General features: G+C 65.2%; 6 protein-coding genes. 4 read left to right on the top strand and 2 right to left on the bottom strand.

The window, feature by feature from the left end:
- The 4 genes from HMPREF2807_RS05155 (at position 1) to HMPREF2807_RS05140 (ending at position 4,742) form a co-directional block, all read left to right on the top strand.
- Positions 1 to 2,217: an MMPL family transporter gene (locus tag HMPREF2807_RS05155; RefSeq protein WP_070510942.1), complete on the top strand. Its 2,217-nt coding sequence runs from the start codon at positions 1 to 3 to the stop codon at positions 2,215 to 2,217.
- A complete protein-coding gene (locus HMPREF2807_RS05150) occupies positions 2,214 to 3,227 on the top strand; it encodes a lysylphosphatidylglycerol synthase transmembrane domain-containing protein (protein ID WP_070510940.1) in 1,014 nt (337 codons plus the stop codon). The genes HMPREF2807_RS05155 and HMPREF2807_RS05150 overlap by 4 nt, the downstream gene beginning before the upstream one ends.
- A complete protein-coding gene (locus tag HMPREF2807_RS05145) occupies positions 3,228 to 3,575 on the top strand; it encodes a DUF3054 domain-containing protein (protein ID WP_070510938.1) in 348 nt (115 codons plus the stop codon).
- A 144-nt stretch (positions 3,576 to 3,719) separates the two neighbouring features.
- On the top strand, positions 3,720 to 4,742 hold the full coding sequence (locus tag HMPREF2807_RS05140; protein ID WP_070510936.1) for an HNH endonuclease signature motif containing protein: 1,023 nt from the start codon (positions 3,720 to 3,722) through the stop codon (positions 4,740 to 4,742).
- 460 nt (positions 4,743 to 5,202) lie between these two features.
- On the opposite strand, the gene HMPREF2807_RS05135 is transcribed toward HMPREF2807_RS05140, so the two are convergent.
- Positions 5,203 to 6,774 (bottom strand): acyl-CoA carboxylase subunit beta, encoded by a 1,572-nt coding sequence (locus tag HMPREF2807_RS05135; RefSeq protein WP_070510934.1) that lies wholly within the window; start codon positions 6,772 to 6,774, stop codon positions 5,203 to 5,205.
- Positions 6,747 to 11,546: a type I polyketide synthase gene (locus tag HMPREF2807_RS05130; protein WP_070510932.1), complete on the bottom strand. Its 4,800-nt coding sequence runs from the start codon at positions 11,544 to 11,546 to the stop codon at positions 6,747 to 6,749. Before HMPREF2807_RS05130 ends, HMPREF2807_RS05135 begins: the two co-directional genes overlap by 28 nt.
- Positions 11,547 to 11,681: the final 135 nt, after the last annotated feature.

The raw sequence follows: 11,681 nt of genomic DNA, 5'->3' as shown, positions 1-11,681 counted from the left end.
ATGTTTTATTCTTGGGGCCGTTTTTCCTACGCCCACCGCAAGGTCATCCCGCTCCTCATCGTCGGGCTCATCCTGGGCCTCTTCTTTGGCTTCGGCACGCGCCTTGAGGAGCGCATGAGCCAGGAGGGCTGGGAGGACCCGGGGGCGGCGTCGACAAGCGCGGCACAGATCGAGTTGGAGACCTTCGGCCGCGACAATTCCGGCGACGTCATCCTGCTTTTCGACGACCCCGATGCCCACGCCGCCGAGGCCAAGGCCTTCCTGGATGAGCTCCAGACCCAGTATCCGGAGCAGATCGACTCCGTCACCAGCTACTTTGATAAGCGCAACCCGAACCTCATCACGCAGGATCACTCCACGGCCTTCGCCGCCATCGGGCTGAAGGGCGACGGCGAGCAAACGCTCAAGGATTTCCGCGCCATCGAGGATTCGCTGCACTCCAGCGGGCTGCCCGTGCAGGTAGCGGGTGCCACCGCGGTGGCCGATGCGCTGGATGAGGGCATGTCCAAGGACATCTCCCGCGCGGAGAAGGCCGCCCTGCCGCTTGTCGGCCTGCTGCTCCTCGTGGTCTTCGGCTCCGTCGTCGCGGCCTTCATGCCGCTCGTCGTGGGTGGGCTGTCGATCCTGGGCTCTCTGGGGATCCTCTCGATCCTGGCTGGCTTCCAGCAGGTCAATGTGTTTGCGCAGGCCGTCGTCACGCTGCTGGGCTTGGGCCTGGCCATCGACTATGGCCTGTTCATGGTTTCGCGCTTCCGCGAGGAGCTGGACAAGGGCCGCGATACCAAGGAGGCCGTGGCGATCACCACCGCCACCGCGGGCCAGACCGTGGTCTTTTCCGCCGCGATGGTGGCCGTGTCCCTCTCCGGGCTTTTCCTCTTCCCGCAGGCCTTCCTCAAATCCGTGGCCTATGGTTCCATCTCCGCCGTCGGCCTCGCCGCACTTCTGTCAGTGACGGTGCTGCCGTCGCTATTTGGCATGCTTGGCCCCAACATCGATAAGTGGACCGTGCGCAAGACTTCGCGGCGCGGACGCCGCATCGAGGACACCTGGTGGTACCGGATGCCGCGCTGGGCCATGGGCCGGGCGGGTCTCATGACCACCGCCATCTGCGCCCTGCTCATCGCGCTGACCCTGCCGGTGCTGGGCGTGAAATTCGGCGGCATCAACGAGACCTACCTGCCGCCCAACCAGGACGCGCGCGTGGCGCAAGACCAGTTCAACGAGCAGTTCCCCTCCTTCCGCACCGAGCCGGTCAAGCTCGTGGTGAAGAATGCCACGAATGAGCAGCTTGTCGACGTCGTCATGCAAGCCCGCTCCATCCAGGGCCTTACCGAGCCGATGGGTCCGAAGACCGCGACCGTCGACGGCACCACCGTCCTCGGCGCCGGCATCCAAGACCGCGAGGACTACGCACGCATCGTCCACGAACTCGAGAACATCGAGGCGCCGGAGGGCGTGAAGCTCTACGTCGGCGGCACCCCAGCCATGGAGGTCGAATCCCTCGACGCGCTCTTCGACACGCTGCCCTGGATGGCGCTCTACGTGGTGCTGGCCACCTTCATCCTCATGGCGCTCGTCTTCGGCTCCTTCATCCTGCCGCTCAAGGCCATCATCATGACGCTATTGTCGCTGGGTGCCACACTGGGCATCTTGACGCTCATGTTCGTCGACGGCCTGGGCTCTGGCCTGCTCAACTTCACCGCTGGCCCGCTGATGAGCCCGATTTTGGTGCTCATCATCGCCATCGTCTTCGGCCTGTCCACGGACTACGAGGTCTTCCTAGTCTCGCGCATGGTGGAAGCCCGCCGCCGGGGTGCGTCCACCGATGAGGCCATCGCCGCGGGTACCGCGCACACGGGTGGCATCATTACGGCGGCTGCGCTCATCATGATTGTGGTCGCGGGGGCCTTTGGCTTCTCCGATATCGTCATGATGAAATACATCGCCTTCGGCATGATTTTTGCACTGCTTATCGACGCCACCATCGTCCGCATGCTCCTCGTCCCCGCCGTCATGCACCTGCTGCGCGAGGACAACTGGTGGGCCCCGCGCTTCCTCACGCGCCTGACCCACCGCCTCGGCGGCGAGAACGCCCCGGCAGAGGAGGCGTCGGCAAGCGATGCTCCTGTACGCGGGGACCGCAGCGCCGACACCGACACCGAGCTCATCCCCTTCTCCGAGCTGGTGCAGCGCCTGAAGTCCACGGACGGTCGATGAATAAGAAGAATTGGCTGACCTGGATAATCTCCCTGTTTGTCCTGGCCGCGCTGGCGTGGTTCTTCCGCGACCAGTTGGACTTCATCTCCGAGGGGCTGCGCCGCCTGCGCCACGCCGAACCTTTCCCCGTGGTGCTGGTGGTGTTCTTCGCGCTGCTGTCCATCGCGGGCATGGCGGAAGTGATGAAGCGGCTCATCGGTGCGGGCGGCGTTGAGGTCCCGCTGCGCGAGACCTACGCCATTACGCTCGCCTCGAATGCGTGGTCCACGACTCTGCCGGCGGGCCCTGCTTTTTCGGCCGTGCTCACCTTCCAGGTGCAGCGCCGCTGGGGCGCGTCGGTGGCGCTGTGCAGCTACTTCCTGTTTTTATCCTCGATTATTAGCTCGATGTTCCTCGCGCTCATTGGGCTCGGCGGAGTGTTTTTCCTCAACGCCGACATGGCTTTGGGCTCGTTGATCACAACTATTGTCCTCATGCTCGCGGCGCTCGGCGGCATCTTCTGGCTGACCTCGCACCCGGTGACCCTCGAGGGCTGGCTGCGCAAGCTACGGCCCGGCCCGAAGCGGGACCGCGCCATCCAGGAGGTCCGCAACCTGGGAGAGGTCCACCTGTCGCGCGGCCCCTTTGCCGTGGTTGCCGGGGCCTCCCTTGTGCACCGCCTGGCCGATATGGCCGCCCTGTGGGCTTCGGTGTGGGCGGTAACCGGCGAGATTCCGTGGCTGCGTGCCGGCGCCGATCACACCACCCTGGCGGGCGTCGCACTGGCCTTCCTGGCGGCGAAGCTGGCTGGCTCCGCGCAGGTCACCCCGGGTGGCGTGGGTACGGTGGAGGCCGCGCTCATCGCCCCGCTGGTGGCGACGGGCCTCACCGCGGTGCATGCCACCTCCGCGGCCATCATCTACCGGCTTATTTCCTTTGCGCTGATCACTATCATTGGATGGGTCATCTACTTCGCCCACTACGCCCGCGATGGTTTCTCTTACGCGGCGTTGAACCGGAAGGAATCCTAAATGCGCGTTGCCCCGCTTATCGACGTCATCTCGCTCGTCCTCTTCGCCATCCTCGCCCGCCTGGCGCACGGCGGCCTGAGCTTTAGCTCGTGGGTTGATGCCTTCTGGCCGTGGACCGTGGGCGCGCTCGTGGGCTGGGTCATCATCATGGCAGCGAAGCTGAGCGGCCTGTGGCGGGAGGGCGTCGTCGTGTGGCTGAGTGCCATTATTGGCGGCATGGCTCTGTGGATGCTGGTCAATGGCCGGCTGCCGCACTGGTCCTTCCTCATCGTGGCCACCGTGATGTCGGCGCTGTTCTTCTTTGGCTGGCGAGCCATCGCGGCCTTTGCGTCCCGCTCGCGTGCCTAGAACTTCACCAAGTTTTCCATGGCCTGCTACCTGTCGGCCTCACACACCTGGATCCAGCCTTGTGCGGCCTTGCGAGTGGCTGTTTGAGCTGGGTTTTTAGCGCTCCGGTTGCGGGGGTGTGCGGCCCGGTTTAGTGTGTGGGGCATGAAGTTGGGGGACTTACTCGGGGTACTCGCTCGCGGCATGCACGTCGTTTCTTTGTGCGCGGGCCACACACGCGATGACATGCTCGCGCTGGGTGCGACGCCGCGCGTAGCGCGGCAGCTCGAAGGCCTGCACCGGATCTATTTCGGGCAGACCGCCTACAGCGCCAAGCAGCGCCGCGCGCGTAAAACTGAACACGCACTGGATACGCTGGTGCAGATTGAGCGCCATGTCGCGCGAGTCAAGGACTCGCGCAAGGCGTGGGACCTGCGCGTGGAGCTGTGCGAGACTCCGGCGGGTGAGATCGCGGGCGTGGCGAAGCGGCGCCTCGCGGAGCTCAGGCCTGAGCCCAGCCCCGGAGTGCGGGTGCTGCGCCGAAAAGGCGGCATGCACAGCCTCATCATCACGGATCGCCCGCGGGCTATTGCGAATCTGGTGGGCACGCTCAAGGCCACCTCCGCGGACCTGCTGAAGGCGGTCCACGAAGTCTTTGCAGGAGGCGGCGCGCCCACACCTGTCCTGCATGCGCACGTTCTTGTGCGCCTAGATCAGCTCGACACGATCGTGCGCGGTGAGGGTGACGACATCATTCTGCAGGCAACCGACGGCGGCACCATGACCGGCGCAGAGTTTATCCGCACGCAGTTTGCCGAGCGCGGCTTCGTCTCGCTCTTCCACCCCGTCGAAGGACCCGTCAATCTCTATTACGGCAGCCGCTTCGCCAACGACAAACAGCGCCTCCTGCTCAGCGCGGAGCATCCGACGTGCGCCTGGCTCGGGTGCAATAAACCGGCCGCGGAATGCCAGATGCACCACATCAGACGGTGGCAAGATGGCGGGCCAACCAACATCAACAACCTCGTCCCGCTGTGTAAGTACCACAACGCGATCAATGATGATGACCCCGCCCGACCCACCTATCGCGGGCACATCGACCGCATCGAGGGGCGGATGGCGTGGCTGCCACCCGGCGGTGGGCCACCAGTACTGATACCCAGCCCCGTCTGGGCTGACCTGCGGTAGGAATTCCCGCACTCCCTGAGTCGCACCGCGGCCTTGGGGCTCTTCGGCGATCCCGCATTCAGAGTTTTAGCGCACCGCGCCTTCTCAAGGCGCGTTGACTCCCTCGGCCACGCAAGCCAGGGCATGAAGAAACCCTCCCCGCTTTTGAGCCGCTCACGTTGGACTGAGCAATCAGTCCAGTGGGGAGCCGCACGTGTGGCGGAGAGGGGTGCGCGCGAACGCTACTTCGAGCTCAGGGACGAGCCAGAAATGGTCACGCCGACGCGGTTGAGCAGCATGATAACGAGGTTGATAACGTCGCCGCTGAGGTCAAGAACGCTAGACAGCATTGAAGTGCTCCTTTGATTGAATTCCTAGTCCTTAAACTTATCGGATAGAACGGGCCCGCACGTTACGCCGAGACACAAAATTCAGCGCGATCCGCAGGCCTTCTTCAGCTTCTATCCTGACTCAGACGACGCTAGAGCGGGGAGATGGTGTGCTTCTTGGGCAGGTCCTTCTCCTGCTTATCGGCAAGCTGGCGCAGCGCGCGGCGCAGGGCCAAGCGCGACTCAGAAGGCTTAATCATGCCGTCGAGGTAGCCACGCTCCGCAGCGACATAGGGCGCGGTCATGGTCTCGTCGTAGAAGTCCATGAACATCTTCTTCGTCATGGCGCGCTGCTCCGGGGTCTCGGCGGCCTCGAGCTGCTTGCCCGCAATCATGACCACGGCGGCGGCCGAGCCCATCACGGCAATCTGGGCCGTCGGCCACGCCAGGTTGATATCACCGGTCAAGTTCTTCGAGCCCATCACGGCATAGGCGCCGCCATAAGCCTTGCGCACAATCAGCGAGACCTTCGGCACGGTAGCCTCCACCACAGCAAAAGCGAACTTCGCACCGCGGTGAATCAGACCGGCCTTCTCCTGGTCCACGCCCGGCAGGTAGCCCGGCGTATCCACCACGAAGACCAGCGGGATGTTGTAGGCATCGCAAATACGGATAAAGCGCGCGCCCTTATCGGCGGCATCCGCATCGATGCAGCCCGCCGAGTGCATCGGGTTATTGGCCACAAAGCCCACGGCCTTGCCATCAATACGGCCAAAGGCGGTAATGACGTTGGGGGCGTAGTTTTCCTGGATCTCGATGAGATCGTCATCGTCGCCAAGCTGTGTGAGCAGGTCCATCATGTCGTAGCCGGCGTTCGTGTCATCCGGCATGAAGGAATCCAGCTCGGTGTCCTCAGCCACCTCCTCATCAGTAGGTGCGTCGAAGACCGGGGACTCGTCGAAGCAGGTCAGCGGCAGGTGGTCCAGCAAATCGCGCACCAAGTCAAAGGCCTCATCCTCGGAAGGCACCACGACGGACACGTTGCCGTTGAGCTCCTGCTGGCGCGCAGAGCCGAGGTCATGGGAAGAGATCTCCTCGCCTGTGACTTCCTTGATCACGTTCGGACCCGTCACGTACATCTCCGCCTCACCATCGACGGCGATGATGAAGTCCGTGGTCACCGGCGCATACACCGCGCCACCGGCGGACTTGCCCATCATGATGGAAATCTGCGGGCTGCGGCCGGACAGCGGCAGCTGGCGGCGGGCAATCTCGGAGTACATAGCCAAAGACGTCACCGCGTCCTGAATGCGCGCACCACCGGAATCCTGAATACCGATAACTGGGCAACCAATCTTGATGGCCAGATCCATGATGTCGGTGACCTTCTTGCCAAAGGTCACGCCCACGGAACCGCCGTAGACGGTCTTATCGTGTGCGTAGATGCACACCGGGCGGCCGTTGATGCGGCCGTGACCGGTGACCACGCCGTCGGAGTAAATCGCATCCGGGTCGCCGGGGGTCTTGCCCAGGGCACCCGTTTCGACGAAGGAGCCTTCGTCGAGAAGCGCGGCAATGCGTTGGCGCGGAGTCGAGCGCCCTGCCTCATCGCGACGGGCCCGGGAGCGTTCACTGCCGGGGTCCTGGGCGCGCTCGAGGCGCTCGCGTAGGTCCGCTAGCTTGTCAGCGGTGCTAGTCACTTCCGAATCTTCTCCTCGATCCATTCCTCCATGTGCTTGCCCACGATACCGATTGCGGGCTCGTCGGGAACCGCCAGGTGGTCGCCCGGCAGCTGCACAATCTCCAGATCCTTCACGATAACGCCCCAGCCGCCGTCCGGGTTAATCTCCGCATACGCCGGTTCGAGCTCGATGGCGCCGTCATGCATGCGCTCGGAGCGGAAGAGGATGACGGGCACGCTTACCGACGCCCACCGTCCCATATCCAGCGAACCCAAAATCTGGTTGTCCACGAAGGATGCACGCTGGTGCTCCAGCACACCGGCGGACAGGCCGTGTTCGGAAGCGTCGGTGGAGCTGAGGAATTCCGCGAGCATGGCCATGAGAGCATCTTCGCCCACGGTCTCCAGCATTTCGTAGGGCGGCTCGAAGTCCAGGCCGTAGGTCTTCTTGGCGAAGGCAGCGTAGCGGCCCCAGCGGGCCTTGGTCTCCTCCAGCGTCTTCGGGGCCGGATGGGCCGGCTGCGTGGTATCCAGCAGCGCGATGAAGGCTACCTCGGCGGAGTCCTCACCGCGGGCGGCGCGCTCCTGCAGCTGGTAGGCCACCTCATAGGCCAACGCACCGCCGAAGGACCAGCCGCCAAGCACGACCTTGCGCCCGCGCGCGTAGTGCAGGATGTCCTCGATGTAGGCGGCGGCGCGATCCTCCAGGCTGCCCTCGAGACGCTCCACGCCGTAGACGGCGACGTCGGCAGGCAGGCGGCGAGTCAGCGGCTGGTAAACCACGGTGGTGCCGCCGGCCGGGTGGAACATGAAGACGGCGGGGCCATCGGCCTCGCGCAGGACACGGATATTGCCCTCGACCTCGGTCTCCAGGCCTTCGCGGACCAGATCCGCCAGGTTCTCCAGTGCTTCGGCCTCGTAGACTTGTTGCGCGGTGACCTCGATGCCGGCGCGCTCGGTGAGACGCTCGGCAATCTTCTCAGCCACCTCATCGCTGACCTGCGGCAGCGCGGAGGTCACTCCGGCCGCGGCCTTACCGGTGAAGGTGGCCCAGGTGCCGAAGACCATGCGCTCGGAGGCATCGCGCGGTGCGACGCCTACGCCCGTGCTAGCCTCCTCGGCCGCTCCCTGTCCCGCAGCTTCCTTCGCGCTCGCAGCGGAAGAGTCTTCAGCGGAGTTGTCGTCCGCGGAGGGCGCATCAGCGGCCGCGTCGGCCGGCGCCTGCGCGGCAGCACCGGGCTGCTCGGACACGGCATCTTCGACCATGGTGATGACGTCGGCGAGGGAGGCGTCGCGAAGCGCCTGCACCTGCAGCGGCGGAATCTGGAAGTCATTCTCCACGCGGTTCTTGATGCGCATGCCCATGAGCGAATCCAGGCCGAGATCAATGAGCGGCAGCTCACGCGGGAGATCGGAGACGTCGTAGCCCATGGACTCCGACACGATGAGCGCCAAGCGCTCCTCCACGCTCTCCTTCTCCGGGTCCCAGCGCACGGCATCGGCGCCCACATCGGGGTCAGCGAACTGCGGCGCAGTCACCGCCTGCGGCAGGCTCGGCTCCGGGGCCGCAGCGGGTTCGGCAAGGTTGAGCGTCGACGCAAAACCTTCCGCGATGAGCTTGGTCGTCGCACCATCCACGTAGTGCACCGCCAACGACAGCCCGCCCAGCGTGCGGCGAACAATCGTGGTGACCTCGCCCTTCGCGGGCAGGTCGAGGTGCTCCTCGCTCGCCGCGATGTGGGCGCCCGGGGTCACGGCCTCGGCGGCAGCCTCCAGGATGGCCAGCGCGCTCGGCGCCTGGTCAGCGTTCGTGGAGAACGCCACCGCGCCCTCCGGCAGCGTCACGCGCGCTCCCGGCAGGCCGGATACGCCAGAAGAAGGACGAGCGTTGGTCCAGAAACGCTGGCGGCGGAAGCGGGTATGCGGGGCGGCGACAAGCGCACCGGAACCAAAGACCTTGGTGTAGTCCACCGGAGTACCCGTGACGTAGAGCTTGCCCAACAGGTCCAGCAGCGACTCGGTGGGATCCATCTTGCGCTTCAGGCTGTAAAGCAGCTGCGCATCCGCCTTGCCCGCGGCAAAGGCGGTGGACATCAGACCCATGAGTGCAATCGGGTTCGGGGAGATCTCCACGATCTGCGTGTGCCCAGCCGCAAACGCCGCCTCCGTCGCATCCTGCAGGTAGACGGGCTTGCGGGTCATGCGGATCCAGTAATCCTCATCGTGCAGCACCGCACCCGGGCGGTAGACCTTGCCGCGGTCGACGGAGGAGAAGAGCGTCGTGTGCAGCGGAGCGGCTTCCATGCCGGCGATTTCCGCATAGAGTTCACCCAACAGCGGGTCCACAGCGGAGGTGTGGCCCGCGCCCTTGACGTTGAGCGCGCGGGCGAACTTGCCCTCGCCGTCGAGCTTCTCCACCAGCGCGAGGACCTCCTCGCGCGGGCCGCCCACGGTGGTCATGCCGGGGCCGGTGTAGACGGCGGGCTCGATGGAGCCTGGTAGGGCGTCGATCTCCTCGGCGGAGAGCTCGACGACGGCCATGGCGCCCTGCTGGTCGTCGGGAAGCGAGGCCTCGCCCTCACCCATCAGGCGCGCGCGGTGGCAGGCGATGCGCATGGCCTCTTCGGCCTTAATGCCGCCCGCAGCGTAGGCCGCGCCGATTTCGCCCATGGACATGCCGATCACACCCGCCGGGCGCACGCCGAAGGTGGCCAGCAGGTCCGTCAGCGCGATCTGGATGGCGGTGATGGCTACCTGCGCGGTTTCGGTGTTGTAGGTCTGCTCGTCATCATGAACCAGCTCCAGAATGGACCAGCCGGATTCGCGCTCCACGATGACGTCGAGCTCCTCCAAGCGCGCGAGGAATTGCGGCGAAAGGGCAATCATGTCCTTGGCCATCTTGCGGTGCTGGGAGCCGAAACCGGAGTACATGAACACCGGGCCGTGCACCGTCGGGGAGTCCGCCGCGGCGATGCCGACGGAGACGGTTCCCTCGGACACCTGGCGCAGGCGCTTGACAGCTTCTTCGCTTGACGACGCCACCACTACCGCCCGCGAGCGCCCATGGTTACGGCGCGCGAGAGTGCGGGCCAGGGAGAGCAGGTTCGGGTTCTCGGCTTCGATGTAGTCTGCCAAGTCGGCTGCGGCTGCGGCGCGGCGCGAGGGCAGTAGACCGGAAACGGGCAGGGCCACCGGGTGGCCTTCGCCGATGGCGACCTGCGGGGCGTCCTGGTGGGTCAGCCCGCAGTAGTCGGTCAGTACCACGTGGGCGTTGGTGCCGCCAAAGCCGAAGCCGGAGACACCAGCGATTTTCTGGCCGGAGTACTCGGGCCACTCGCGCGGGTCTTCGACGACTTCGAGGTGCTCGGCGTCGAAGTCGATATAGCGGTTCGGGCCCGCGTAGTTGATGTTTGGCGGGATAACGCCGTGGCGCATGCCCTCGATGACCTTGATGAGGCCCACCACGCCGGCCGCGGACTCGGAGTGGCCGATGTTGGTCTTGGCGGAGCCCAGCAGGGTCGGGTTATACGGTTGGCGGCCCGGGCCCAGCACGCGCCCCAACGCGGTGGCCTCGATGGGGTCACCGAGGATGGTGCCGGTGCCGTGGGCCTCGACGTAGTCGACGTCCTGCGGGCGGATGCCGGCGTCGGCGTAAGCGCGCTCGAGGACGTCGACCTGTGCGTCCGGATTGGGGGCGGTCAGGCCGTTGGAGTGGCCGTCGGAGTTGACTGCGGAGCCCTTGATGACGGCGTGGATGGTGTCGCCGTCGCGTTCAGCGTCTTCGAGGCGCTTGAGCACGAGCACACCGGCAGCGTCCGCGCGGACGATGCCGTCGGCGTCGTCGGAGAAGGCGTGGATGGCGCTGGTGGGCGAGGTGACACCCAGTTCGCTGAAGCCGATGGAGGCGTGCGGCGAGGCCAGGATGTTCACGCCGCCGGCGAGAGCCGTATCAGCTGCGCCTACGCGCAGGTCCTTGACCGCCTGGTTGACCGCCACGAGGGAAGCCGAGCAGGCGGTGTCCACGTTGAGGGAAGGCCCGCGCAGATCGAAGGCATAGGACAGGCGGTTGGCCACGATCGCCGAGGACGTGCCCGTCAACGCATAAGGGTGCATCTCGGCGGGGTCGGCGGTAATCAGCATGCCGTAGTCATTGTTGGTGGAGCCCATGTAGACACCGGTGGCGGTGCCGCGCAGCTGGTTGGCGGGCAGACCGGCGTCTTCGAGGGCCTCCCACGCCACCTCCAGGAGAATGCGCTGCTGCGGGTCCATGTTGGCCGCCTCCAGCGGGGAGAGGCCGAAGAACTCGGCGTCGAAGGAAGCGATATCCTCGATGTAGCCGCCGTCGGTGTTCTGCTGCTCCATCTTCTCGCTGGTAATCGGGTCAGAGGAGTACTCCGACCAGCGGCCGACGGGCAGCGGGCCGGTGCCGGCGCGGCCCTCGACGAGCATGTTCCAGAACTCGTCGACATTCTTGGCGCCCGGGAAGCGGCCGGCATAGCCGATGACGGCGATGTCCCCGCCCGCGATGGCGGCCGAGCGCGGTGCCGCCGCTCCCGGCGCGCTGTCTGCCGGGGCGCCGGCGACGCCGTTGACGAGGCGCTCGGCCAGCTGCGCGATGGTGGGGTACTCGTAGGCCACGGTGGGCTCGAGCTTAATACCGAGGAGGTTTTCTAATTCGCCGGAGAGGACGACTGCGTCACGCGAGGACAGCCCGAAATTCTCCAGTGGCTTGGTGTCCGTGATTTCCTCTGCCGACAGACCGGTGGTCTGCGCAACCCAGGTGCGCAGCCAGCCACGAAGCTCTTCAACGGTCATAAATCTCTAGCTTTCTTACGCGGACTAAAATTTTCTATCTATGCGGTCGATTTTGCGCAGCACAAAAGCGCGCACATCGATGCGTCTATAGGGGTTATCGGACGATTATCTCACTTTGTTAACTTGGGTTTCATA

Source organism: Corynebacterium sp. HMSC074A09 (assembly GCF_001811545.1).
Taxonomy (GTDB): Bacteria; Actinomycetota; Actinomycetes; order Mycobacteriales; family Mycobacteriaceae; genus Corynebacterium; species Corynebacterium hiratae.
The sequence above is the reverse complement of the archived record's forward strand: the minus strand, read 5'-3'. Positions and strand labels throughout refer to the sequence as shown.

Excerpts from the sequence above, each read along its gene's own strand:
- HMPREF2807_RS05130 (WP_070510932.1), bottom strand. The coding sequence starts at position 11,546 with ATGACCGTTGAAGAGCTTCGTGGCTGGCTGCGCACCTGGGTTGCGCAG.
- HMPREF2807_RS05150 (WP_070510940.1), top strand. The coding sequence starts at position 2,214 with ATGAATAAGAAGAATTGGCTGACCTGGATAATCTCCCTGTTTGTCCTG.
- HMPREF2807_RS05145 (WP_070510938.1), top strand. The coding sequence starts at position 3,228 with ATGCGCGTTGCCCCGCTTATCGACGTCATCTCGCTCGTCCTCTTCGCC.
- HMPREF2807_RS05155 (WP_070510942.1), top strand. The coding sequence starts at position 1 with ATGTTTTATTCTTGGGGCCGTTTTTCCTACGCCCACCGCAAGGTCATC.
- HMPREF2807_RS05140 (WP_070510936.1), top strand. The coding sequence starts at position 3,720 with ATGAAGTTGGGGGACTTACTCGGGGTACTCGCTCGCGGCATGCACGTC.
- HMPREF2807_RS05135 (WP_070510934.1), bottom strand. The coding sequence starts at position 6,774 with ATGGATCGAGGAGAAGATTCGGAAGTGACTAGCACCGCTGACAAGCTA.